The organism is Micromonospora sp. NPDC048999 (genome assembly GCF_040649295.1).
Lineage (GTDB): Bacteria > Actinomycetota > Actinomycetes > Mycobacteriales > Micromonosporaceae > Micromonospora.
Genome location: NZ_JBEZFI010000051.1, coordinates 12,268 through 35,576, shown reverse-complemented (window position 1 = coordinate 35,576; position 23,309 = coordinate 12,268). Strand labels below are relative to the sequence as shown.

Genomic DNA, 23,309 nt, shown 5'->3' with positions numbered 1-23,309 from the left:
GCGCTGCTGCCCACGCCGCGCCACCGCAATCGTGCAGGCCATCCTCGTCCTGCACCACGTCGAAGCGAACCGCTACGCAGGATGAAAATGGCTCACTCAGGCATGGCGTATTGAACCAGGCGGGGATCGTCGGCGGGAAGTTGGCGCAGGCCGGCCAATACGGTGCGGACAGCGTCCGCATCGCCGTGCACCTCGGTGGAGGCGTGGCTGCCGGGGAGCGGCTCGAAGTTCAGCACCTGCGGCCAGTCGATTTCGGTCCGTCCGACCAGGTCGCCCAGTCGAACGCCCGGGGTGAGGTCGGCGGCGAGTGGCTTCAGCCGGCCGCTCTCCACGTTGACGATGCGTTCCCGCTGCCCGTCGTTGAGCCGGATGTACCAGGACTCGGTTGGCGTCTCGGCGCGGTAGGGCGGGCCGATCCGCCGGTGCAGGACCCGCAGCCCGGGGGCCTTGTCGGCGGCCCAGGTGACCTGGTCGCCATCAGTGCCCAGCGCGGCCAGAATCTTCTTCGCCCGGTCCAGGGAGTAACCGGCCACCGTGGCGTGCCACTGTTTGCGCCGATTGTCGGTCCACAGCCACGAGTAGGAGTCGCGGAACTGGAATCGCACAGCGGGCTGACCGTTGAGGGTGTCGTCGGTACGGATGGGTTTCGGGCTCATCTCGACCCCGTCCTGCTCGAATGTGATCTCGTCTACGGGGCCGCTCACCCACACGCCGCCCCGCATGATGTCGTGCTCATCGAGGTCGGCGGCCATCAGCGAGGGAGTGGTGCAGGCGGCCGGCATGGTCGATGAACGGGCGAAGATGTTGACGAGCCGCCAACTACTGGGAAGTTCGGTGGGGAACAGTCGCACCTTAGCCTCATCGGGACGGATCGGCTCGGCATGTCCCTCGAAGTCGGGACCGCACGAGAGCGAGCCGTCGGCGGCAACCGCCACACTGATCAGGTTGCCGGGTTTGCCGTCTAACAGTTGCGGCCCGGCCACGGCGACGATGAGCGGCACGGCGACCGCGGCGGCGCTCAGGCCGGCCAGCAAGACTAAGCGGCGGCGGACGAAGGACCGCCTCACGCGCGGAGCGACGGCGCCGCGGCGGGTGTCTACGGCGGCACGGATGGCGGCTAGCCGCTCCTCCTCGCCGAGGGCGGCACCCGGCACCGGGTTCGCTGCGAGCAGGACGTATGGCTGTTCGGTACGGCTCATCGCTGGCCTCCAGGAGCGGACGCGGGGTTCGGGATCATGGCAGGGAGCGGGCCGTCTTCCTCGGCCAGGTGCCTCATGGCGGCTTCGAAGCGGCGCCGCGCCCGATAGAGGCGTACGGCCAGCGTGCGCCGAGAGCACCTGAGCGCCTCCGCGGCTTCCGCTCGGGACAGCCCGTCCCAGGCCAGCAGCATCAACAGCTCCCGGTCGTTGGGCGGCAGCCGATCAAGCGCGAGCCCGGCCAGCCCAGCGGCCGGCGAGCCGGGAACCTCGCCCTGCTGTTCCCCGGCGAGCCGGTCGTGCAGCGCGTCCCACCGCCGCTCGGAGCGCCGCAGGTTGGCGCTGACGCGGCGGGCCACCCCGAACAACCAGGGCCGGGCGGCTACCGGGATCTCACCGAGCCGCCGCCACGCGACCACGAACGTCTCGGCCACCACCTCATCGGCCTGGGTCTCATCGACCCGCCGCCGGGCGTAGGCGAGTACCGCGGCTGCGTGCTCATGCCACAGCCGGTTGAATCTCTCCTCGTCGGGCGCATCGTCGCCCATTCATCCCTCCCCATCGTCGTGGACACCCTCTCACCGATGACTGTGTCCACCACGGGGCCGAGGATTACCGGCTTTCCAACGGGGTTATGCCGGAGCAGCGGAGTGCTCCACCAGAACCATCCGGTAGGAGCCGTCGATCCGATCCTGCCTCGCATCGTTCAGCGGCCGCCGCAGAACCTTCCTGGAGTCATGGTGCGTCGACCGTTCCACCAGCCCGGTATCAGGACATCCGCTCTTCGGCAGTTCAGGATGCCCGAACGCCGCGGAGCGCCGACCACCCACTGTGAGGGCGACGCGCGGCTGACGCGCACGGACGGCGGCAGATCCGGATGGCGGGCGGTGCCAGTGCTGGCGGCGCGTCCCGCGCCGTTCACCGCTCGGGCCGTTGGTGGGTTCGGTCAAGGAAGCCGATGAGAGTGTTCTGTTCGACCTCGATGCCCTCGGCGAGGCGAGCGGCAGCTTGCACCACCAGCCAGGAAGCCGGCTGCCGTAGCCGCCGTAGCGAGCGGTCACGGTATGCCCGGGCGTAGCGGTGGGCGAACATTGAACGACCAGCCGTGATCAGCGGGCGGGATACGAGCGGGGTGCCGGGTTGCGGATCGGTCCACCGCAACAGGAGCAGGGTGCGGGCGTGGTCGGCTTCCGGCACGCCGCGGGCCGCGTTCGGCCAGTCGATGACCGCGACCCGATCGGCGGCGACCAGGACATTGCCGGGGTGGTAGTCCCCATGGCAGAGGCGGTCACCGTCTGGTAGTGCGTCGAGGACCCGCAGCGCGTAGTCCCGCAGGTGCGATGGTAGGACGGCGTCTGCGATGCGGCTGGCCAGAACCTGGCGGAGCTCAGGAAGGTCCCCTGGCGCCGGGGCCTCGTGGACCGCGAGGTGGGCGTCGGCCAGCGCACGGGCCAGGCCGAGCACCCGCCACGGCTGCCGCTGCAGCAGCGACAGCATGTCCGCCCCGCCCAGACGCTCCAGCACCAATCCAGTACGGCCATCGCACTCCACGGCGTCGACCAACTTCGGGGCGACGCCACGACCGTCCAGCTTGGCCAAGGCCAGCGCCTCCGCGCGGTGCCCGAGGAATCCGGCGCGGTACAGCTTCACGACCGTGCTGTCGTCCCACTCGTACACGTCCGCCTCGCGGCCGGCGCCGAGCTTGGCCCCGATCATTCCAACGTCCTGCCTGGCCTGTTCTTCAACCTGTGGCGGTCTGCGGTGACGCCCGTCGCGCCGAAGCCCACGCAGGCCCTTCGCGAACCCCACGCCGGTACTGGGCGAGGTCGAAGGACGCCGATGGCCAGCGGCTGGTCGTTCATGCCGGCATGATAGACCGCAGACACGCGTACAGCGACGGACACAAAGAAAGTCAATGCGCACCATCGGCGGCATGAGAGGACGTCCGCCGAGCGGCTAGGTGGCACGCGAGCGATCAGCAATCAGCTAGGTCGGCCTCGAAGACCGAATCAGTGGTTTGCACGTAGAGGCGGCTTCCGCGAGTGCTGACGAGGTTGATTCTCTTCAGCGGGGTGATGGCGGCCGGGCCGTGCTCGACGATGATTCCGTCGCGTAGCCTGCACTCGGTGAGCTGGTGCTGCTTGCCGTACCCACCGATGAAGATCACCACGTTGTCGTGGATCAGTACAGCCCGCGCCCCGCGGACCGGGCCTGGCGGGAAGGGCTTTGCCTCCGTGTCGGTGATCCGGATCAATGGGAAGCCGGTGTAGTAGTAGGCCCAAGCCGTGCGAGCACTCACGTTCAACGCGTAGCAGGTGGCGATGTGGTCGAATCCGGATGGCGGCCAGTAGGTCCACAACTGCCGACCGTACTCGTCAAACCGCGTGAGACCGCCGGCGCTGAGCGGATCCCCGCTGTAGATGCCCTCATCGAAGTAGCCGACCCAGATGGTGCCCGGCTCGTCGATGGCGAGGTGTTCGACGCCATCACCGATCCGGAATGACCGCACCGCTTGACCGGAGGCGTTGAATACTTGTGCGTTGTCCGGCACCGGCTCGAACGGCCGGCGGACGCATCGGGACTGGACCAGCAGGAAATTTCCGTCAGGCAGCAGATCCACCTTGTTCGGGGCTATCGTCACACCGGTCAGTGCCATCGGACGCCAGCCGTCCCCGGCTTCGTGCAGGTGAACCCGTACCCGCAGGCCGGGCAGCCCGTTGCGCCGGCTACCGCGCGCCGAGACGGCGACCAACCGGCCGTCGACGGTGGCGTTCAGCGCAACGAGGTCTTCCGCGTCAGTCAGAGCCGGAAGCTTCGCCATCCGGCGGCATTGCAGCGTGCGTACCAACGTGTTCAATCACTCCCCGGGTCGACCATGATCGTAACGATGCGATTGGAAGTCGCCCGATACGCGGGGACCACGGCCGCCCGACAGCCGAGCGCTCAGCGGCATGAGAGTGTGCCGTCCGCAGCCGGCACCGGTCTGGTTTGGTATCAACGGGGTGAGTTCCGGCATCCTGATGGCGTGGCAGATCCGGAGCGGTTTCTGAGGTTCGAGCACCAGCATCGCGGTGGGCTGCACTCTTACGTGATTCGTGCCGATGAGGCGGATCTGCCTGGCCCGGCGTGGTCGGGACTGTGGGAGCAGGACTATCCGGAGGATCCGGGTATGAATCCGTGGCATCGTCACGGGGTCAACAACAACGATGGGGAGGCCTTGGCGGTATGGCGGGTGCTGGCGTGGGCACTGACCGCGGGTCGAAGCCGGTTCGCCATTCCTGCGTATTACCGAGACGAGGCGGCGCAGCTTCTGGGCGTCGACCGTGGGGCGGTGCAGTTGGTCCGGTGGGAGTACGAGGTCGACGTTGAGCAGCCAGAGTGGCATACCGCCGATGTCGGGTTCGTTCCCGCTCGGGCCTGCGTCTCGCGGTGGCCGGCGGCGGATCGGTGGGAACACGGCCATGCCGAGTTCGCCGGCCTGTTCGGGCTGGGCAGCTTCCGAGACTTCACCAACCTCGACCTGGCCGTCTCAGGCGATGCCAGCTCGGAGGTCACGCTGTTCGCCCTCTCTGATCCAGCCCGGGCCGGTTTTCTGGCCGCCTCGCTCAATCAGATCGACCGCCCATACCTGGCCGAAATCCTGCAGCCCGGTGACATCTTCGTCGATCTGGCAGTCGGGCACGATCGCGGTACCGGTGCCAGCAGCTACCTCACTGTCAAAGCGGCCGAAGCGACCGAGGTGGTCGGCCAACTGGCCGACCACTTCAGTCGAGCCTTCCGCCGCTACCTCGACCGGGTTGGTCAGATCCGGACGTTCGAAGAGTTCCACGCGGCGATCGACGATCTACTGGCCCCGCCCGACGTCACCTCCAGCCGCTGAAGGGTTGCAGACAACCGAAGCGGCGTCTGCGCGTGCCGTCAGGCCGGGTAGCCCAGATTGCGGGTCCAGGCCGCCGCCGGGCGGATACGCTGCGCGGTGTACCCGGGCGGCATGGCGAGTACGTCGATCAAGGTGGGATCCTCGTCCACGGCGTGGTGGAGGTGTCCGATCTTTCCGGTGCTGCTGTCCGCGTCCGTGGTACCGATGAGCTGCCAGAGCCCGTCATCGGCGTCGTGCTCGACCAGCAGGATGGGCTCGCGGCGTTCGAAGACCTCGATGGTCTGAATGCACTGGGTACCCAGGAGCCAGTGCCGCATCCACCACGCGCGTCGATCCCGTTCCATGACACGGTCGGCGATCCACCACACGAACGGCAGGTCCTCGTGAGCGCGGGCCTGCTCCGCGGTCAAGTCCGGGCCGCCCTGCGGTACCTGCTCGAACGGCTCGTCGGTGAGCGAGAACGCGTGGCCGTCCTGGTGGTTGAACACCACCGCGTGGAAGGTACCGCCGCCCGGATTGCCGACGCCGATCCCGACCGACAGCCGGCCCACGTGCGGCTCGGACCCGCTGGTCCAGCCGAACGCGTACGACGCCAACTCGCCCCGAGGACCAACGAACTCGCCAGACGCACGGCGAAGCATGCCCGTGGCCCCACCGTTGGGCACCTCAACGAACTCGCCTTCCAGAACCTGAACGTCCACCCGGCCAACCTAGTCGACAGGCAAACCGGCTCCATCGACCAGGTGCAGGACCACAAGCACACCCCGGGACGGACGCAGCACCATCAGCGGCATGTCCGTGAAATCGGCAAGATGGCGCTACTGGCACCCGGTCCTACTCCCGCCCGTTGCCGCTGCGCCGGCGGTTCAGGCGAAGTCGGGGTGGTCGAGATCGACCGTCACCGAGTTGCCCAAGTTGTTGGTGAACGTGGCGAGCCGGCCGCGTACCTCCGCCTTCTCGAACGGGTTGGAGTCGGTCAGCGCCGCGATCCAGATCAGGTTCCGATCCTTGTCCAGCCGGGCGAAGAAGCCTTCGGAGCCGTGGGCTCCGTCGCCGCCGCAGACGTAACCGGAACCGTCGGGTATCGGGACGTCCGCACCGCGATGGATGTCGACATGGGTCACATTGTCGGGGTCTTCACCCAGCATGGCATCCAGGTCGAGCGGCGGGCCGAGATCGAACCAGTCCAGCCTCGCTCCGCCGCCCAGCTCGACAGCGCGTGCAGAGCCATCCGCCCGGAAGTGGCCGTCCCACCCAGGCGCGAGCCCCTCGGCCCACAGTTGGACGATCTTGGTGGCCACCCCTCGCCTCCTCTGTTTTCCACGCACCTGCTCGAACCAGCCCTGCCAGTATGGGCAGCCCTTCTCGTCGCGTTCGCGCTTGCTCGGTATTCGTCTCGGCGGGGCATGTCTCGGGCAGATGCGTGCGTTCGTCGTCCAGGAGGTCGTGCGGCGCGGGCGCCACTTCAGGGAAGGTCGGGATCCGGGTGCTCGGCCACGAACCGCGCGCCCGTCTCGTCGTCGAGCAGCGAGTTGTCGACCAGCCATTTCACAGCCCGCCGCTGTGCGCGCACGCCGCGGAATGTGTACCAGGCTGGCAGTAGGGCTGGATACTCGTCGTGCAGCTCGTTTTTGAACCGGCGGAAGGCGCCCTTGCCCTGGATGGCTCGCGCGAGTCTACGGCCGGCCGTCGCGTCGCTGATCCTCTCGGTGAAGTCGGCCATGTCCTGGTACCAGACGTAGGACGGCAGCGGATCAATACCGACCAGGTCGAGGTCGTCAAGGTCGACGGGCGTGTGTCCGTCGATGCCACCGTCCGTTGCCCAGACTGCGATCTCGCCGGTCTGCGGGTTGATCAGCCATCGGTGCTCGTAGTCGGTCTGGTCCTCGAGCACGGTAGCGATCTCCTCCAGGTCCAGTCTGCTCAGGTCAAGCATCCGGCCACCATAAACCCGCTCTGCCGCGTTTCGCCTCACGACCAGCGGCAAATCCGTAGGTCAAGATCGTTTGTGTCGTCCGCGCACAGCCTGTCGGGGCCGCCTGGTGGTCAACGGTCCGGTGCCCGCAATTCCACGATCAACGCCACGATCGCGGGATCCACCGGCGCTCGTACGTCCGTAGGTCACGTGACCTCGTCGCCCTGAGGGTCGTAGATGGTGAGGTCGTCTCGGCGGGCGAGTTGGTCAATCAACTGCAACGCGGGCGTGCTGCGTTCGCTGAAGCTCAGATGCATGCTGACGTGGTCGATGCCGACATTCAGCGGCATGTCCATCCATGGGGAGTTGTGATCGTACGGCGGGAAGTCCGGGTAGTGGGCGCGGAGGTTCTCGTAGAACCCGACGATGCGTTCGTCCAGCTCGCCCTCGGGTGACGCAGGCCTCGGCACTGCTCCGCCATAGCCCGTACCGCGACATCGGTCGCGCCCGGGTCGACAGCAAGCACGACGAGACCGAAGCTCATGGGCCTATGGTGCCCCACAGCCACCGGTCCGTCGATCAAGTCCTCACCGAAGCAACCCGCACCGAGATCGGGTGCGCGCTCATCGGCACGTCCGCGCGTTCTGCACAGGGATCGCGATCGCCTTCCGTGACGCCCGCTCGGCGGCAGCTCCGGGCGTTGCGAGGCTCAGCCGATGCGTTCTGCCAGCGAGACGATGATTCCTTCCGGCCCCCGGACGTAGGCCATCCGCCAAGCACCCTCGTACTCGCCGATGCCGCCGACCAGTCCGTAGCCCTCGCTCGCTGCCCAATCGATAGTGGCCTGCAAGTCGTTGACCTCGAAAGAGATGTTGCGTAATCCCAGCTCGTTGGCCATGGCAGCCGGCGAGCCCGGCACGGAGTCGGGCCGCACGAATCTCGCGAGTTCCAGGCGGGCGCCTTCGTCGGGCGACTTCAGCATGACGATCTCGGTGCGGGAGTCGGGAATGCCGCAGACCGTCTCCAAGAACTCGCCCTCGACGAACGCCCTGCCCTCGACCTCCAGGCCGAGCGCCACGAAGAAGGCGGTCGCGACATCGAGGTCTGCAACCGTGATGCCGACGTGGTCGAAGCGGCGTACATGTGACATGGGCCGTGCTCCCGTCGTATCGATCATGTCTCTGCAACGGTAGGCGTTCGCAGTATCTAGACCAACCGACACGAGGAGGCCGGTCGTCACCGTGTGACCGCCCGCAACTCGGCATGAGCGCACACCGCGTCGGGTCGCGCTGAACCGGGAGGGCAAGCGGCTGCACGACGCGACGTTGGTCAACACCAAGGCCAAGCTGCGGCAGGTGTTCGACAAGCTTGCCCGCCACGGCCGGGTCCTCGTGATCGTCGACCCGCCTCCATCGGCGCCCTGCCGGTCGCGGTCGCCCGGGCCTGCGGCCACCAGGTGGCCTACCTGCCCGGACTCGCGATGCGCCGCATCGCCGACCTGCCACCCCGGTAGTGCGAAGACCGACGCACGAGACACCTACGTGATCGCCGACGCCGCCCGCACCCTGCCGCACACGCTGCGCCGCGTCGACGTCGGCGGCGAAGCGGCGTCCCGCCGGGTGCGGAGGCCGGCCGCGACCGGCGGCACCCGGCCGCGCCGGCCAGCAGCAACAGGGCCAGCGCGCCGGCCAGAGTCGCCCGCACGGGTGTGACCATGGCCGACCGCCTCCTCGGGTAGGACGTCGACGCCAGCGTCCGCCGGCGACGCGCGGGAACGCTGTCGCCGACGGACGCCTGCGCTGTCCGGTAGGCGACCGGGGTGGCGGCGGCCACCCCGGTCGCGGCCGGGTCACGCGCTGGTGCGCCGGTCGCGCCCGTCCCTGGCCGGCAGGCCGGGCGCCAGGTAGATCTTCGGCAGGATCACGCCGTTGACCGAGACCCGCAGCGTCGGCTTGGTGCCGCGCTTGAAGACCACCGTGCGGGTGTACGTCCCGTCGGCGTTGACCGGCGGCGGCTGCTGGTCGCGGACGTGCGCGAAGACGCCCTCCCCGCTGATCGCCCAGATGACCGTGTCGTCGAAGCCGGGGCCGAGCAGCTCCTTGAAGTCGTCCTGCGGGGTGATCGTCACCTTGACCGCGGTCAGCGACGGCTCGGCGATCCTCAGGGTCTCCCGCCGGATCGTGGTGGCCTTGCGGCTCACGCTGATCGTCGCCAGCGTGGACCGGTCCAGCCGGTGGCTGAACGGGTTGCCGTCGTCGTCCACGCCGTTGACGAAGAGCGTCCAGTTGTAGACGCCCTCGACGTGCACCTTGGCGAAGGTGTTGGTGTAGATGCCGTCGCCGTCGACGTCGTGCAGCAGGTCGGTGCCGTCGACGAAGAGGCCGCCCGGGTCCGGGTTGCAGCGCGGCAGCCCGTCCCAGTCGTACTTCTCCAGGACCGCGTCGATCAGCGCGCCCCGGCCGCGCGGACGGTCCTTGCCGTCGCCCTTGCGGCGCTGCTGGCGGGCGACGTCGTCCGGGTCGAGGCCGGCCAGCAGCGAGCCGATCCCCTCGGCGGGCGCGTCCAGCACCGCCCGGACAGTCGCCCCGCGCACCGGCGTGAAGTCCTTGCGGATCTCCACCGCCAGCTGCATCTCGTCACCGGTCAGGTAGTCCTTGCGGTCCAGCGCCAGCGACGACTTCACGTGCAGGTCCTCGAAGGCGAAGACGTCCTCCAGGGCGATCGGCTTGACGGCCGCGCCGTGGAAGCGCCGCACCCGCCAGGTCGCGGTGCCGCCGTTGAACGCGCTCGCATCCGGTACGCCGAGGTAGAAGTGCCCCTCGAAGTCCGCCGGGACGATCTTCTCGACCACGAACGTGGTGCCGTCCCAGCGGGCGATCTCCACGGTGTCGATCACGTCGGCCGGGGTGGGCGGGTCGAGGGTCTTGAGGATCGCGACACCGAACTTCTGCGCGTTGCTGGTGTCGAAGAAGACCTCGGTCAGTGGGGCCGGCGGCACCGGGTCGCCGACCACCCGGGTGAAGCGGGTCAGCAGCTTGTTGGCCTCCTGCGACAGGGAGAACATGGTGGCGAACTGGTCGATCAGCGTGCCGACGGTGAAGGCGGCCGCGAAGTGCCCGGCGGCGGCCAGACTGTTCAGCACGGTGAAGTTCGGCGCCGAGCCCAGCCCGATGGTGAACAGGTTCAGGTCGGTGGTCGGGCCGGTGATCTGGTCGATGTCCGGGTCGAGCCTGGCCTGGGCCCAGGTCTTCGGGATGCCCGGGTCCGCGCCGGGCCCGATCTTGATGGTGCCGGCGTTCTCGTCGCCGTCGGTGAGCAGCACCACCGTGTAGCGGACGTCGGCCGGGAAGCCCGCCGCCTCCAGCTTCTTTAGGGCGAAGAAGAGGCCGTCGCCGATCGGGGTGCAGCCGCCGGGGGAGCCGAAGACCGCCCCGCCGAGGTCGGCGGCCGCCACCGCGGCGGGGGTGCCCAACGGCACCACGTCGGTGATGAACGGCGGCCCCGCCGGCCCCGAACTGCGGAACGCGCAGACGTTGTCCTCGAAGACGGTCACCCCGATCCGGTCGTCGGCGTTGACCCCGTCGCGGAACTCACCGAAGAAGTTGATGAAGATCCGGGCGGCGGTCTTCGCGTTGTCCCACCGGTGCTCGGCGCCCATGCTGCCGGAGCGGTCGAGGATCAGCTGGACGCGCTGCGGCCGGGGGGTGATCGAGGTGGTGGCGGTGCCGTGGCCGGTGAGGAAGGCCGGGCCGTCGATGCCCGGATAGACCACGTCGACGGTGAACGTCACCGGGGTCGGCGCGTACACGCCGGGCAGCGGCACCGGGTTGAGGAACGCGTCGGTGAGCTGGTACGTCTGGCTGGTGCCGACCGGCGACGGCAGCCCCTGGATCGCGATCGTGCCCTGATGACCGAACTGGTACGTCGGTACCGGGGCCGGCAGCACCAGCCCGTTGAGCGGGTTGGTGTTGCGGACCACCGTCGGGGTCAGCGCGGGACCGGCCGCGCCCTGCGCGGTCACCGTCAGCAGCTGCTTCTCCAGCAGCTTCGGCGGCAGACCGTTGTAGGCGGCCACCGGGTCGCAGACCAGCCGGATGACGTTCGAGTTGAACGCGTTGTCGACCGCGTACCCCCAGGTGACGGCGGCGGTCGCGGCGACGCGCACCTCGTAGTGCTCGTCCAGGACGCCGGCCTCCGACGGGTCCTGGATGTTGCAGGTGAGCTGCGTGACGCCGCCTGAGCTGCTGCGGGTGGCGCTGACGTCGCGCCCGGCGATGCTCGCGCTGTCCACGGTGCCGGCGGTAGCCAGCGCGTCCAGGTCCACCGAGCCGCCGGGCGCGGTGACCCGGACCAGGGTGACGGTCAGCCCGGCCGGGGCCGGATCCGGGTAGGAGACGGTGAACGAGCGCGGGACGTTGTTGAAGTCCAGCTGGGAGTTGACCACGAACGCCCCGGAGTTCGAGATGGTGTAGCTCGACGCGGCAGGGCTGTTCGGTGAGATGGCGGGCATGCTGCCTCTTTTCCGGTGCGTCAGATGGCGGTCACGATTCGCTTTGCGTAGAGGTCGAAGTTGCCGGCGCCGGGCCGGTCGCTGCGCCACAGCACCCAGATCCCCTGGCCGGGCACGAGGACCGGGTGCGGGTTCTGGTCGTTGGACGGGCTGGAGATCACCTGCTGCGCGGAACCCCACACCCCGGTGGCGGGGTCCCGGCGGCGCAGGAACACCTCGTTGCCGGCGCCGGTGACCGGCCGGGTGGCCAGCAGGAAGCAGGTGCCGTTGGCGTCCCGGGCGGCGGCCGGCTGGGTGTCGGCGTCGCTGCCCGGCACGGTCACGATCGCCCCGGTCTGCCAGCTGCCGCTCTGCGCGCTGACGACCTTGACCTGGGTGTCCTTGTAAAACACCGTCGCCTCCGACGCGCTGACCCCGACGACGAACGGGTCGGTCCCGGCCAGCGGCGCCGCGATGACGTGGTCGACGGCGAAGACGGCCGGCGCGGACGGGGTGAGCCGGCCCAGCGTCATCGTGTTGCCGGCGGTGGTCACGTACCCGAACCAGACGACGCCCCCGACGGCGGCGGCGTGCAGGCCACCGGCGACCCCGGCGGCGGCCGGCGCGGGCAGCGCCACCGGGGTGGCGTCGACGAAGGTGCTGTCGGTGTGCCGGTAGCGGCGGAAGAACCAGGTGTTGGTGGCCGCCTGCCGGACGAAGAAGGTGACGATGTCGCCGGCCAGCACCCCGAACGGGGTCTCGTCGGCGGTGCCGGCGGTCGCCGACAGCGCCTGCTCGGGGGCGGCGGGCAGCCCGGCGAGGGTGGCCCGCTTGAACACCACGTCGGTGCTGGCGCTGCTGAGCAGCCCATTCTGGTACGCGACGAGGAACTCGCCGTTGGGCAGCGGCACCGCGGTCGGCTCGACGTGGGTGGTGCCGCTGGTCACCGCGACGGTCGGGGCGAAGCCCGCATCCGGGGCGGCGAGGTCGATCCGGGTGGCGAAGATCTGGTTGACGCTGCCGACCCGGGGGGAGATCCAGAACGCGGCCAGCCCGTTCTGCGAGTCCAGCACGAAGGCCCGGCGGATGGTGTCCGAGCCGGGGCCGGGCGACACCGACAGGTCGGCGGTGGTGGGCAGCTGCCCGGCCAGCAGCGCGTTGATCGCCTCCCGCAGGCTGATCGGCGGGCGGCCCTGCCCGGCCCGGTAGTCGTACGGGTCGACGCCGAGCAGGTCGGTGACCAGGTTGGCCGGGGGCAGCAGCAGCCGCCGCTGGCGGCGGTCGATGATCTGCCCGTCGGCCACCACGTCCTGCCCGGTGAAGCGTTGCAGCACCGCCAGCGTGGCGTACGAGTGCCCGGGCAGGTGCGGGCCGGGCGTCGCCTCCGGGTACGCCCGGACCACCCACTCGCGGCGGGTCCGGGCACACGTCTCCACCCCCAGCCCGGTGTGGATCAGCCCCGGGTCCTCGTCCGGGGTGAGCAGCCGCTCCCAGACGTCCAGCTCCACCAGCACCCGGTGGTCGGTGGCCGGGCTCTCCAGCTTCGTCACCACCGGCACCCCGAGCCGGGCGGCCAGCGCCGCCGCGCCCGACTGGCTCTCGTGCAGCGGCTGCTGGTCGAACGTCACGTCCGAGCGCAGGAACACGTCGAGGCCGTCCACGATGAACCGACCGACCTGCCGCAGCGCGGCCTCGGCGTTGGGCAGGCTGCCGCTCGGGCCCTGCACACCGGCCCGGATGGTGAAGCTGTTCGCGGGCCCGGTGCCGATCCGGAACCCGTCGTTGCCCTCCGGTACGCCGTCGCCCACGTACCACTTGAGGAAGGCGCGCAGCTCGAACTTGCGGATGTCGTCCTGCGTGTTCCAGTCGGCGTCCACGATGGGCACACCCTGCTGGAGCCGGACGTTGACGTGTGCGAGCAGCGGATCGAAGGTGCTCGCGGTGATGACGGCCATCTGGTCGCCTCCTTCGCGGATCGTCAGAACACCAGCCAGATGATCCGCTCGAGCGTGCTCGCGGGGTCCTTGGCGATGGCGGGATGGGTGCGGTAGTTCAGCAGCACCTGGGTGCCGTCGAGGCGGGCCACCAGCCCGAACTCGCGCAGCGTGCTGGTGGCGTGGTTGCCGTCCGGCCAGGCCGGCACGCCCGGCCCGAGCAGCGCCTTGAGCTGGAGGGTGCCGGTGGGGGTGGCCGAGATGGTGCCGATGGCGGGATCGATGTAGTCCAGTTGCAGCTGCGCCCGGGGCACCAGGTGCGGGTGCGGGTCGACCAGCGCCGCCTGGGTGGGCGACGGCTGCGGCGGGCCGCCCACGTCCCAGGCGGGCAGCCCGGCGCCGACGGCGAGGCCGAGCACCGACTCCGCCGTGGTGGGGGTGCCCCGGACGAAACCGGCGAGCAGCCGGCGGAAGTCCGTCACGATCGTGTTGCGCACCCAGCCGCGGTCCCACCGCAGGCCGCCGTCGGCATCGTGCAGGACGTCGCGGAACTGGCCGTACAGGCCGGCCGCCGGGCGTTCGGTGCGGTCGTCGAGAGTCATCTGCGGTCCCCTGTCACTGCAGCGGTGGGTGGTGGGTGCGCCAGCGCAGGCTGGTCAGGTCGGTCGGGTCGGCGGTGATCCCCCGGGCCTGCGGGTCGGCCGGCGGGGGAGTGGCGAGCTGGGCGCTGCCGAGCACGCCCCAGCCGGGCATCAGCACGGAGACGGGTCCCTCACCGATGCTCAGGTGGTCGATGTCGGGATGCTTGTCCCGGTACGTGTCGAGCAGGTCCGCCCCGGCCGGGTAGACGTACTCCACGTCGGCGCGGGGAGCCAGCCAGACCACGGCCCGCAGGTTGATCGGCAGGAACCGGCGCAGCACCGCCCGCAGCCGTTCGGCCATGCTCTCGTCGAGCAGCCCGGAGGCGGCCTGGGTGAGGTAGAGGCCGAGGGTGCCCCGGGTGTAGATCTCGTCCTCGCGCAGCGGCTGCGCCGTGCTCGCCCCGTCCGGCCGGTGCGGGGTGTACGCGACCAGGTCGTCCCAGGCCCGCCGGCGGCGCAGCCGGTCCACGTCGCTGAGCACGACGGTCGTCGAGCCCGCGTACCGGCGCAGGGTCCCGGTGTGCTGCCCGCCCGCGCCGCCCACCGTGTCGTGCCCGACGGAGCGGTCGCTGCGGTGCAGCAGCCAGCGGGTGCCGCCGACGTCGACCGGGGCCGGCCAGGTGTCCGCGGGCGCGCCGGCGGTGATCCGGGTCCCGCTCCCGCCCACCGGGACGGACCAGAGGTCCCCGCCGCCGCCCCGGTCGGAGCGGAAGAACACCAGCGGCGGCAGGCCCGGGCGGACGGTCAGCCCCGGCTCCCGGTCACCGGCGGTGTCCGGCGTGGGCGGCGCGGTCAGCGCGGTCTCGGCGCCCCACACCCCGCCGGCCGGGCGGCTGCGCTGCCGCAGCGACCAGCCGGCGGCCCCGACCGCGCCCTGCCGGGCCCACACCGCCCAGACCCGGCCGTCCGGGTCCCGCCCGAGGGTCGGTTCCCGGCTGGCGAGCGGCCCGGTGGTGAGCGCCTCGTCGCCGCTCCAGGCGGTGCCGTCGTAGCGGACCGTGCGGACCTGCCAGGCGGTGCCGTCGTGCCGGGCGTACGCCAGGCGCACCGTGTCGGCCGCGTCGTCGGTGCAGGCGACCAGGTCGGCGAGGCGGCCGGGCGGTACGACGGGCAGCGGTTGCGGCTCCCGCCAGTCGATCCGGTCTCCCCAGTCGCCGGTGGCGCGGTGGTTGTCCGGCCCGAAGCCGAGCGCGGCGGCGGCCGTGGAGTTGGCCAGATCGATCTCGAGCCGGGCGTCCCCGCCGGTGAGCACCGAGGTCAGTCGCAGCGCGCCGCCCGGGGCCGCCGACGCGGTCAGCAGCCCGGCGAGGCGGCTGTTGAGCACGGCGACCACGTCCCCGATGCCGGGGGCGGCCGGGTCGGCGAAGTCGGTGGCGGCGAACTGCGCGGCCCGGGCCCGGCCGGTGCCGTCGCGGACCAGCAGGAACGAGCCGTGCGGGATCGGGAACGGGGTGCCGGCCCGGCCGGTCAGCACGGCCGCGGCCGGGTCGCCGGTGGCGCCGACGCTGAACCGAATCCGGGCGTCCGGCGTACCGGGGCGGTCCACCCAGGCCAGCAGGATCCGCTCCGGCAGCCCGGGCCCGGCCGGCGGCAGCGCGGCGGCGGCCGGCTCGCCCCCGGCGAACAGCGGTGTGGAGCTGCCCCACTGCCCGTCCCGGTACGGCTTGACCTGGACCTGGCCGACCGGCTCGGCCGGCACGAACGGCGCGGGGTCCGGCCCGTCAACGGGGTGCCCCGGTTCCCCGGCGACCGGCGGCCGGGGGAACGCGTCGCCGGCCACGGCCCGGCGGGCGGCCCGGCTGTCGACCGGGCCGAGCGGGTCGGCGACGGCGTGGAAGAGCCGGAACGCCGACGTGCCGGCCGGTACCACCGACAGCCGTCCGCGCGGTGCCCCGTCCAGGGTGACCAGGCTCGACTCGGGGGCCTCGACCCGAAGCGTGCCGCCGTGCGCGTCCAGCCGCAGCTGCCCGCCGGGCAGGGCGGTGGCCGTCAGGTGGACGAACTGCCGGTTCAGTGCGGCGGCGACCTCGGCGGTGGTGGCCGCGCCCAGGTTCACCGCGTCGCCCCGGGCGAAGCGCGCGGTGACCGGTCCCGCCCCGTCGGTGCTGACCGTCAGCTCCGTGCCGGGGCGCAGCGGGAACGGCCCGCTGGTCGTGCCGGTCACCGTGACCGACCCGGCGCCGGTGTTGGGCGGCGCGAAGCCCAGCAGGTCGGCGGCGTCGGTGGCGGGCAGCCAGCCGGTGCCGGTCTCCCGCAGCGCGAAGACGTTCTGCTGCGGGGCGTGGTGGGCGCGGGTGAGGTGCTGCGCGTACTCGGCGATGCGGATCTGCCAGCCGGTGTAGCGGGTGACAATGGAGCGCAGGTTGGGCACCGTGCCGACGCTGCGGTAGAGGTGCGGGGCGGCCCGCACCTCGTTGCGCTGGGAGTAGACCGGCAGGGTCCGGTCCGGGCGCCAGTCCAGGAACGCCGCCAGCAGGGGTAGGTACTCCGGGGCGACCCGGTCGACGTCGTGCAGTTGGCGCAGCGCCTCGGCGGTGCTGCGCATCAGGCCCAGCGGCGCGGTCGCTGCGGTGAGGAAGCGGCGCAGCTGCCCGGCCCCGCGCAGGTGCGGCGGCAGCACCCGCAGCGCCTCCTGCACACCCGGGTCGAGGGCGTGCACCTCGTCCGGCCGCAACGGGCGGTCCTCGCGCTGGTGCACCGCCGGCAGCAGCCGGTAGAGGCGCTCGCCCAGGCCGTGCTCGTCGGTGGCGAGGGCGCTGGCCCGCGCGCCGTCCCCGGCGTGGAAGTCGGTGCCGTCGTAGCAGAAGACGGTGTAGTAGTAGCGGGTCAGCGGGGTCAGGCCGGCGTCGACCAGCCGGTCGACGACCGGCCCCGTCTCGGGGTGGACGACGACACCGTCGTCCGGGTCGAGCGGGAACGTCCGCTCCCGGCGGACCACCCGTACGCCCAGCAGGAAGCCACCGCCGAACGCCGACACCGGCGGGTTGGTCCAGGTCAGCTCGATCTCCCGGCCCAGCAGCCGGGGCACGGCCCGGGCCCGGGTGGGACTGCGGTCGAGGGTCGTCGGGCTCATCGCGCCACGCCACCGGTGATCACGAGCCGGATCGTCTCGGCGTAGCCGGGCCGGGCCAGCTCGAACGGCTCCAGCTCGATCACCCCGTCGGCGTCCACCCCGCCGTCCCGGGAGCGGCTGAACTGGGTGACCGTCAGCGACGCCACCTGGGGCAGGCTCTGCAGGGCGTCGTAGAGGCGGCTCAGGTAGATCGGCTCGCCGAAGTCGACCCGGTCGAACGCGATCAGGTCCGCCGCCGCCCCGGTCACCGCCGCCCGCACGTCCTCCTGCAGGAAGTACGGCTCGGCGCGGACGGTGGCCGAGAAGTAGACGTCGACCGGCTCGGGGCCGAGCACCCGCAGTACCGTGCCGGCCATCCGGGACTGCTCGAAGGCGGCCAGCAGATCGCGGCGCAGCAGCTCAGGGGGCTGTTCGACCCGGCCGCTGGGCGCCACGTACAGCAGCACGTCGTTCCAGTTCAGCGCCACCGCCCGGGCCTTGCCCACACCCGGCGTACGCAGCGCCAGCTCGACGTGGTCGTCGGCGGTGACCGCCCGGTCCTGGGCCCGGTACAACCGGGGCGCCAGGTCGCGGGCGCCGGTGATGCTCTCCGCGGCCGCGCCGCCAGTGCCGCCGGCCGGCGCGACGATCCGGCGCAGCGCGCTCACCGGGGAGGTGAACGTGGTGCCCGGCGGCACGTTGCCCTGCGGCCCGCCCCCGACCCGGTACGTCGCGAGCAGCTCCACCGGGTCCAGGGCGCTGCCCCGGGGCGGGATCGCCCCGTTGACGCCGTCGCCGAAGAGCAGCGTCACCCGGCCGTCGGCGGCCCGCTGGGTGGCGAAGCACCGCTGGGCGGGGCTCGCGGTGGCCAGCGAGCGCACCTCCTGCCACCGGGTCGGTCCGCCGGGACCGGCCACGGAGACGGTGACCGAGCCGCCGATGACCGGGCCCGCACCGAGGGTGTAGAGCTGGTTGGGGGCCCCGTCGGAGACGCCCAGCAGCTCGGCGTCGACCGTGCGGCCCTCGACCGCGGTGACCGGGAGGAACCAGCGCAGGTTCTTCTCCACCACCGGGCCGAGACCGGCGCCGGTGATCGCGGTGTCGCGGACCGCCTCGAACTGCTGCCGCTCGCCGGTCGGGCTCTGCGCGAGGAAGGCGGTGCCGGCGGGGATGGTCACCGGCAGCGGCTGCGCGGCGTCCACCGCGACGGCGAGCTCCACCGTGGCCGGCGGGGCGGAGCGCAGCTCGTAGCCGAGCAGCCGCAGCAGCTGCACCAGCGCCTCCGGCTCGTCGCTGGTCTCCGGGAAGAGCTGCGCGGCGATCCGGGACTGGTAGTAGAGCGTGACGTCGGCCGCGTACGCGAACAACTCGATGAGCAGGACGCCGAGGTCGTTCTCCGAGTGGTCGGTCCACTCCGGCAGCGTCTGCCGGGCGATGGCCAGCATCGACTCCCGCAACGCCTCGTACCCGAGGTTGGTGTAGTCGATGGGCAGTCCGCGTACCTCGCTCATGACGACCTCGGTAGCTTCAGTGCCACCCGCTGCGCCACCTCGGTGGAGTCGATGGCGTAGTCGAAGGTGACGGTGAGTTCGGACTCGTCGTGCGCCAGCCGGACCGGGCCGGTCAGCCGCGCCTGGGGCAGGTGGTTGCGCAGCGCCTGCTCGATCTCGTGCCGGATCAGGGTGCGCAGGGTGTGGTCGTTGGGCTGCTGGAGCCGGTGCTGCACCCCGCCGCCGTAGCCGCGGCGCAGCAGCCGCTCACCGAGCCGGGTGGAGAGCAGGTGGCGCAGGTCGTCGGCGATCTTCTGCGGCCCCGCACTGCACCGCACGCCCCCGGCGGTGATCCGGAACGGCATCGCCATGCCGCGCAGCGTGGTCACCGGATCCTCCCGTTCAGGCTGGTCGGTGCGGTCGGGGTGCTGGCGGGTACGGTCAGCGCGGCGATCGCCGCCTTGAGCGTCGCGCCGCTGGCGGGCAGGGTCGGGTCCCAGGCGGCGAACGCGGCACGCAGGCCCGCGTCGAAGGCCCGCAACTGCTCGACCTCGGTACGCAGCGCGGCGAGGAAGGCCCAGAAGGTCGGGTCCTGGGCGGCAGCGCTGATCGTCTCGGCGTCCTGGGTGAGGATCCGCCACACCCCGTCGCCGAGGGCGTCGAAGTTCGGTTTCACCTGGGGGTTGTCGACGTTGCCGCCCTGCGGCGGGTCCATCGTGTCGAGCTGCGCGCGCATCGCCTCGCGCAGTTCGGTGGCGCAGGTGGTCCTGTCCGGCCCGAGAGTCATCGCCCACCCCTCACGCGATCACTTTGGTCTGGGTGGTGATGGTGATCGGGACGGGCGCGCCCAGGTTGCCGATGCCCTGGTCGCCGAGGCGCAGCAGCGGCAGGCTGGCCCCGGCGCCGAGCATGATGATCGGCCCGTCGACGGTCGCGCCGGCCGGCCCCAGCTCCACCTTGGCCGCCCCCGCCTCGGCCTTGGCCGACGCCGCCTCCAGGGTCACCTTCGCCACCCCGGCCCCGTGCTGCACCGTGACCGCGCTGGAACCCAGCTCGATCTCGTGGTGGTTCACGCCGTCGGTGACCTTGATCCCGTTGGCGTCCAGCGTGATCGTGTGGCTGTTCTTGCCGTCGGTGAGCACCACCCCGTCCGCGTCGAAGGTGAGTCGGTGGGCGTTGACGCCGTCGGTGAGCACGACCGACTCGCTGCCGTTGGTGTCGTCGAAGATCAGCAGATGGCCGGCGGCGGTCTTGAAGGCGCGCACGGTCGGTGGGTTCTTCGCCGCCTCCGGGGCCCAGCTGCCCGGGACGTGCTGCACGCCCGTCCAGAGCGGACTGTTGCTGTCGCCGCCCTCGAACTCGACCCAGATGTTGGTCTCCTTCTCCGGCACGAAAAACATCCCGTACGGCAGCGCTGCCCGCGCCGGCACCTGCTCCTCGGCGGGGAAGACGGTGGGCACGCTGACCTGCACGATGCCGAGCTTGTCGGCGTCCCGGTTGTCCTTGACGACGCCGCTGTACTTGCCGAAGTACTGGTCAGCCACGGTCCCCCCTCACCGGACGGCCTTGAAGTCGGTCTTGTAGCCGCTGCTGTCGATCGTGTGGGTGACGCCGGTGACGTACCAGTCGCCGGCGAAGCGCTCGTGCACGCCGGTGATCGAGACGTTGCACTTGGCGCGCATCCAGATCGAGCCGAGGGTGGTGCCGGTGGCGGACATGCCGAGCCGCCGGGACTCCAGCGCGCCGGTTTCGTCGTCCAGCTTCTGCTGGTTCGCCGCGACCGCCCCGGTCTTCGGTCGGGGCTTCGCCAGCTCCTGCTGCAGCTTTTCCCGGGCCTGCACGCCGACCTGGTACAGCACGTCGATTCGGTCGAGGTCGACCCGGCTGGCCCGGCTGCCCAGGTTGGGGGCGAGCGGCCAGATGAACACGTCCACCGGCGGCTGCGGCGGTGTGTTGACCGCCCGGCCGCGGTCGTCGATGTCGTGGACCTGCTTGACCCGGTCGATGTAGCTGGCGTCGAAGGCCGGGCTGAAGGTCATCAGGTTGCTGCCGGGCCCCTGCCGGTAGCGCAGCACCAGCTTGTCGGCCCGGTTGAGGTGCAGGATGCGCCGGTCCGGGATGAAGTAGAGGACCTCCCGCTCGTTCTCGTCGAGTTCGACGAAGCACTTCGCGGTGTACTTCTTCGCCAGGTCCTGCAGGAACGCCAGGTCGGTCTTGGCGTCCTGGTTCTCCCGGGTGACCCGGGGGTCGGGGTTCAGCCCGGCCACCACGTCGGCGAAGCGGTACGGCTGGGCGATCGTGCGGACGATGGCGTTGACGCTGGTGCTGGTCCAGTTCTTCTTCTTCTCGACCAGGCCCATCTCGATGGACTTGTCCTCGCCCTTGATCTTCACCTGCGGCACGCCGTTCTCCGGGTAGGTCAGCTCGACCTTGGTGATCAGCGCCCGCAGCAGCAGGGCGTGCTGGCCGGGCTCGGCGTACCCGAGGTCGATCTCGGCCACGCAGCCCTCCATCAGCGCATCCGCGTAGATCATCCGCGGGTCGTTGACCGTGATCGTGGTGCTGTCGGCGAGCCGGTCGTCCTCGACGACCTGTACCGACGTCACCCAGGGCGTGATGTCCTGCCCCTCGATCACCACCGAGAGGTACGGCACCCGGGCCGGCAGTCCCGGCGCGGTCACGAGAAGCTCCTCGCCCGGTTCGCCCGGGTCGCCTGACCCGGGTCGGGCAGCCGCAGCTGCTCGCCCGGCGTCAGGTCCAGCGGGTACCGCACCGGGTTGACGTCGAGCACGCGCCACCAGAGCTGCTCGTCGCCGAGACGCCGGCGGGCGATCAGGTCGATCTGCTCGCCCTGGCGGACCCGGTGCGACTCGGTGCCGGCCGTGCCGGTGGTGTGCAGGCGCAGGCCCAGGACGTGCCGGCGACTGCCGTCGGGCGCGACGACCTCCAGCACCGGCTGGCCGGCGAAGCGGGAACTCGGCGGGATCGGCATCAGATCGCTCCTCCGGCGGCGGGGTCGGGGTTGTACGGGGTCAGCTCGGCCAGGGTCACCTGCACCTCGGCGCGGATCGGGTCGAGGTCGGGGTTGTAGAGCTGCTCGGTGATGCTGACCTCGGTGACCACGCAGTCGACGACCCGCTCGCCGAAGCCGAACCGGCAGGTGGGTGGGGCCGCGAAGACGGTCTCCGCGCCGGCGTACAGGCCGGTGAAGCCGCCCGGGGCGCCGTTGGCGTCCTGCCAGCGCTCGGTGCGCGGGTGCACGAACGCGCGGTACTTGTTGAGTTCCGGGCCGATCCCGCCGCGCTCGTCGCGGGCGACGTCGATCTCGTCGTCGGCGGGGCCCTTGAACAGCCCGTCGACCACCACCGTGAACGACAGCGTCCGCTCACCCCCGGCGCTGTACTGCCGGACCGGCATGAGCATGCCGGGCGCGTTGAGGGTGGCGTAGCTGACCGAGCGCTTGTCGGTGACCTTGTCGGGGTTGTACTGGAACTGCACCAGGATCTCCGGGTCGAGGCCGACGCTGACGAGGAAGCCGCGGACCGGGTTGCGCAGTTGCAGGTTGCTCATCGCTGCCTCCTCACGCGCTGACCGGGCGCGCGCCGGCCTGGAAGTCCTGGGTGGACCGCAGCGCGCCCAGGCGGGCCTGGAGCTGGGCCACGATGTCGTCGGTGAGCAGCTGGGCGGAGTCGGCCTCCAACCGGTCGGCGGTGATGCTGATGGTGATGCCGCCCGCGTTGACGGTCTGGTCGACGCTGGTGGCGCCCCCGGCGGGAGCCGCGGCGAGCGCGCCACCGGGGGCGAGCGCGCCCAGGCCGGCGCCAGCCCCGGCGGCCGCGGGTGGCGGTGGCGGAGGCGCCGCCGCGGCGAGGGTGGCCTGGTTCACCATGGCGTTGAGGTCGACGGAGCCGAAGAGCGAGTCGCCGATCCCGCCGATGGCGTCGCCGATGCCGCCGAAGAGGTCGCCGATGCCACCGGCCACGTCACCCAGCACGCCGCCGATGTCGCCGAGCACGTCCCAGAGGCCGCCGGCGATGTCGGTGACGGTGGTCAGGACGCTGCCGAGGCTGTCGAAGAGCTTGCTCAGCGTGGCGAGCGGGCCGGCGGCGTAGACCAGGGCGGCGGCGACCGCCCAGACGAAGCCGGCGATGAGGACCAGCCCGATCGCCATCGTCACCATGTCGCCGGCGGTCATGTTCGTCAGCGTCGAGGCCAGCGCGGTGAGCTTCTCGATCAGGGTCGCCAGCCCCGGCAGCGCGTCGACCGCCTGCTGGGTGAGCGTGTTGATCGCCATCGACAGCAGCCAGACGAAGCCGGCGATCATGACGAACCCGATCGCGATCTGGACCATCTCGCCGGGGGAGAACATCGCGATCGCGGTCATCAGCGCGGTGATCGCGGTGAAGAACTTCGCCAGCGGGTCGATCGCGGTGATCGCCTGCTCGGTGAGGGTGGCCAGCGCCTTGCCGAGCAGCCAGACGAAGCCGGCGATCAGCAGGAAGCCCACCGCGATGGTGACCATCTCGCCCGGCTTGAACCGGGCCAGCGCGGTCATCAGGTTGCCGATCGAGGTGAAGAACCGGTCCAGCTGCGGGACGATCTTCTCCAGGTCGGAGGTGACCTGCTGGAACGCCTTGCCGAGCAGCCAGACGAAACCGGCGATGGCGAGGAACCCGGCCGCGATGGTGACCAACTCGCCGACCTTGAACTTC

The 23,309-nt window shown here is 71.1% G+C and carries 22 protein-coding genes and 2 pseudogenes; 3 read left to right on the top strand and 21 right to left on the bottom strand.

What is annotated here, in order from left to right; all coding sequences use genetic code 11:
- Positions 1 to 85, top strand: a pseudogene (locus tag AB0C02_RS29940) (IS5/IS1182 family transposase); the annotation flags it as partial.
- A 7-nt stretch (positions 86 to 92) separates the two neighbouring features.
- Here AB0C02_RS29940 and AB0C02_RS29935 read toward each other — a convergent pair.
- The 4 genes from AB0C02_RS29935 to AB0C02_RS29920 form a co-directional block, all read right to left on the bottom strand.
- Positions 93 to 1,199 carry a hypothetical protein gene (locus tag AB0C02_RS29935; protein ID WP_357552482.1) on the bottom strand — a complete coding sequence of 369 codons (1,107 nt, stop codon included), beginning with the start codon at positions 1,197 to 1,199 and terminating at the stop codon, positions 93 to 95.
- Positions 1,196 to 1,744: a sigma-70 family RNA polymerase sigma factor gene (locus AB0C02_RS29930; protein WP_357552481.1), complete on the bottom strand. Its 549-nt coding sequence runs from the start codon at positions 1,742 to 1,744 to the stop codon at positions 1,196 to 1,198. The genes AB0C02_RS29935 and AB0C02_RS29930 overlap by 4 nt, the downstream gene beginning before the upstream one ends.
- A 370-nt stretch (positions 1,745 to 2,114) precedes the next feature.
- On the bottom strand, positions 2,115 to 2,912 hold the full coding sequence (locus AB0C02_RS29925) for a phosphotransferase (protein WP_357552480.1): 798 nt from the start codon (positions 2,910 to 2,912) through the stop codon (positions 2,115 to 2,117).
- A 259-nt stretch (positions 2,913 to 3,171) separates the two neighbouring features.
- Entirely contained in the window at positions 3,172 to 4,017 is an 846-nt protein-coding gene (locus AB0C02_RS29920; RefSeq protein ID WP_357552479.1) for a hypothetical protein, read from the bottom strand.
- A gap of 204 nt (positions 4,018 to 4,221) precedes the next feature.
- Here AB0C02_RS29920 and AB0C02_RS29915 point away from each other — a divergent pair, with 204 nt between their 5' ends.
- A complete protein-coding gene (locus tag AB0C02_RS29915) occupies positions 4,222 to 5,076 on the top strand; it encodes a hypothetical protein (RefSeq protein WP_357552478.1) in 855 nt (284 codons plus the stop codon).
- 38 nt (positions 5,077 to 5,114) lie between these two features.
- Here AB0C02_RS29915 and AB0C02_RS29910 read toward each other — a convergent pair whose 3' ends face one another.
- The 5 genes from AB0C02_RS29910 to AB0C02_RS29890 form a co-directional block, all read right to left on the bottom strand.
- Positions 5,115 to 5,777, bottom strand: coding sequence for a hypothetical protein (locus tag AB0C02_RS29910; protein ID WP_357552477.1), 663 nt, complete (start codon positions 5,775 to 5,777; stop codon positions 5,115 to 5,117).
- A 165-nt stretch (positions 5,778 to 5,942) separates the two neighbouring features.
- The gene (locus tag AB0C02_RS29905) at positions 5,943 to 6,377 is read right to left on the bottom strand and encodes a hypothetical protein (protein ID WP_357552476.1); all 435 of its coding nucleotides are present in this window, start codon (positions 6,375 to 6,377) and stop codon (positions 5,943 to 5,945) included.
- Between the two features lie 164 nt (positions 6,378 to 6,541).
- Entirely contained in the window at positions 6,542 to 7,012 is a 471-nt protein-coding gene (locus tag AB0C02_RS29900; protein WP_357552475.1) for a UPF0158 family protein, read from the bottom strand.
- Between the two features lie 185 nt (positions 7,013 to 7,197).
- Complete coding sequence (locus tag AB0C02_RS29895; RefSeq protein WP_357552474.1) at positions 7,198 to 7,461, bottom strand: hypothetical protein; 264 nt, start codon at positions 7,459 to 7,461, stop codon at positions 7,198 to 7,200.
- 239 nt (positions 7,462 to 7,700) lie between these two features.
- Positions 7,701 to 8,168: a VOC family protein gene (locus tag AB0C02_RS29890; RefSeq protein WP_357552473.1), complete on the bottom strand. Its 468-nt coding sequence runs from the start codon at positions 8,166 to 8,168 to the stop codon at positions 7,701 to 7,703.
- 124 nt (positions 8,169 to 8,292) lie between these two features.
- Between AB0C02_RS29890 and AB0C02_RS29885 the strand changes: the two are divergent.
- Positions 8,293 to 8,586, top strand: a pseudogene (locus AB0C02_RS29885) (transposase); the annotation flags it as partial.
- A gap of 254 nt (positions 8,587 to 8,840) precedes the next feature.
- Here AB0C02_RS29885 and AB0C02_RS29880 read toward each other — a convergent pair.
- From AB0C02_RS29880 to AB0C02_RS29825, 12 genes are all read right to left on the bottom strand, one after another.
- On the bottom strand, positions 8,841 to 11,501 hold the full coding sequence (locus AB0C02_RS29880; protein WP_357552472.1) for a vWA domain-containing protein: 2,661 nt from the start codon (positions 11,499 to 11,501) through the stop codon (positions 8,841 to 8,843).
- 20 nt (positions 11,502 to 11,521) lie between these two features.
- Complete coding sequence (locus AB0C02_RS29875) at positions 11,522 to 13,435, bottom strand: DUF6519 domain-containing protein (RefSeq protein WP_357552471.1); 1,914 nt, start codon at positions 13,433 to 13,435, stop codon at positions 11,522 to 11,524.
- Between the two features lie 23 nt (positions 13,436 to 13,458).
- Positions 13,459 to 14,016 (bottom strand): hypothetical protein, encoded by a 558-nt coding sequence (locus tag AB0C02_RS29870; protein WP_357552470.1) that lies wholly within the window; start codon positions 14,014 to 14,016, stop codon positions 13,459 to 13,461.
- Positions 14,017 to 14,029: 13 nt separating this feature from the next.
- Positions 14,030 to 17,128 (bottom strand): phage tail protein, encoded by a 3,099-nt coding sequence (locus AB0C02_RS29865; RefSeq protein ID WP_357552469.1) that lies wholly within the window; start codon positions 17,126 to 17,128, stop codon positions 14,030 to 14,032.
- Positions 17,125 to 18,618: a baseplate J/gp47 family protein gene (locus AB0C02_RS29860; protein WP_357552468.1), complete on the bottom strand. Its 1,494-nt coding sequence runs from the start codon at positions 18,616 to 18,618 to the stop codon at positions 17,125 to 17,127. The genes AB0C02_RS29865 and AB0C02_RS29860 overlap by 4 nt, the downstream gene beginning before the upstream one ends.
- Positions 18,615 to 18,986 (bottom strand): GPW/gp25 family protein, encoded by a 372-nt coding sequence (locus AB0C02_RS29855; protein ID WP_357552467.1) that lies wholly within the window; start codon positions 18,984 to 18,986, stop codon positions 18,615 to 18,617. Before AB0C02_RS29855 ends, AB0C02_RS29860 begins: the two co-directional genes overlap by 4 nt.
- On the bottom strand, positions 18,983 to 19,384 hold the full coding sequence (locus AB0C02_RS29850; RefSeq protein WP_357552466.1) for a hypothetical protein: 402 nt from the start codon (positions 19,382 to 19,384) through the stop codon (positions 18,983 to 18,985). The genes AB0C02_RS29855 and AB0C02_RS29850 overlap by 4 nt, the downstream gene beginning before the upstream one ends.
- Before the next feature lie 10 nt (positions 19,385 to 19,394).
- A complete protein-coding gene (locus AB0C02_RS29845) occupies positions 19,395 to 20,141 on the bottom strand; it encodes a phage baseplate assembly protein V (RefSeq protein WP_357552465.1) in 747 nt (248 codons plus the stop codon).
- Between the two features lie 9 nt (positions 20,142 to 20,150).
- Positions 20,151 to 21,278, bottom strand: a complete 1,128-nt coding sequence (locus AB0C02_RS29840) for a hypothetical protein (protein ID WP_357552464.1) — start codon at positions 21,276 to 21,278, stop codon at positions 20,151 to 20,153.
- Entirely contained in the window at positions 21,275 to 21,589 is a 315-nt protein-coding gene (locus AB0C02_RS29835; RefSeq protein ID WP_357552463.1) for a hypothetical protein, read from the bottom strand. The genes AB0C02_RS29840 and AB0C02_RS29835 overlap by 4 nt, the downstream gene beginning before the upstream one ends.
- Positions 21,589 to 22,167 carry a hypothetical protein gene (locus AB0C02_RS29830; protein ID WP_357552462.1) on the bottom strand — a complete coding sequence of 193 codons (579 nt, stop codon included), beginning with the start codon at positions 22,165 to 22,167 and terminating at the stop codon, positions 21,589 to 21,591. The genes AB0C02_RS29835 and AB0C02_RS29830 overlap by 1 nt, the downstream gene beginning before the upstream one ends.
- Before the next feature lie 10 nt (positions 22,168 to 22,177).
- Positions 22,178 to 23,309, bottom strand: a 1,132-nt coding sequence (locus AB0C02_RS29825) for a hypothetical protein (RefSeq protein WP_357552461.1), incomplete at its 5' end; no start/stop codon positions are given.

Bases quoted from the DNA above. Each gene is read 5' to 3' on its own strand.
- AB0C02_RS29935 (WP_357552482.1), bottom strand. From the start codon at position 1,199: ATGAGCCGTACCGAACAGCCATACGTCCTGCTCGCAGCGAACCCGGTG.
- AB0C02_RS29925 (WP_357552480.1), bottom strand. From the start codon at position 2,912: ATGATCGGGGCCAAGCTCGGCGCCGGCCGCGAGGCGGACGTGTACGAG.
- AB0C02_RS29930 (WP_357552481.1), bottom strand. From the start codon at position 1,744: ATGGGCGACGATGCGCCCGACGAGGAGAGATTCAACCGGCTGTGGCAT.
- AB0C02_RS29870 (WP_357552470.1), bottom strand. From the start codon at position 14,016: ATGACTCTCGACGACCGCACCGAACGCCCGGCGGCCGGCCTGTACGGC.
- AB0C02_RS29835 (WP_357552463.1), bottom strand. From the start codon at position 21,589: ATGCCGATCCCGCCGAGTTCCCGCTTCGCCGGCCAGCCGGTGCTGGAG.
- AB0C02_RS29875 (WP_357552471.1), bottom strand. From the start codon at position 13,435: ATGGCCGTCATCACCGCGAGCACCTTCGATCCGCTGCTCGCACACGTC.
- AB0C02_RS29860 (WP_357552468.1), bottom strand. From the start codon at position 18,618: ATGAGCGAGGTACGCGGACTGCCCATCGACTACACCAACCTCGGGTAC.
- AB0C02_RS29900 (WP_357552475.1), bottom strand. From the start codon at position 7,012: ATGCTTGACCTGAGCAGACTGGACCTGGAGGAGATCGCTACCGTGCTC.
- AB0C02_RS29850 (WP_357552466.1), bottom strand. From the start codon at position 19,384: ATGACTCTCGGGCCGGACAGGACCACCTGCGCCACCGAACTGCGCGAG.
- AB0C02_RS29830 (WP_357552462.1), bottom strand. From the start codon at position 22,167: ATGAGCAACCTGCAACTGCGCAACCCGGTCCGCGGCTTCCTCGTCAGC.
- AB0C02_RS29890 (WP_357552473.1), bottom strand. From the start codon at position 8,168: ATGATCGATACGACGGGAGCACGGCCCATGTCACATGTACGCCGCTTC.
- AB0C02_RS29920 (WP_357552479.1), bottom strand. From the start codon at position 4,017: ATGGCGAAGCTTCCGGCTCTGACTGACGCGGAAGACCTCGTTGCGCTG.
- AB0C02_RS29865 (WP_357552469.1), bottom strand. From the start codon at position 17,128: ATGAGCCCGACGACCCTCGACCGCAGTCCCACCCGGGCCCGGGCCGTG.
- AB0C02_RS29880 (WP_357552472.1), bottom strand. From the start codon at position 11,501: ATGCCCGCCATCTCACCGAACAGCCCTGCCGCGTCGAGCTACACCATC.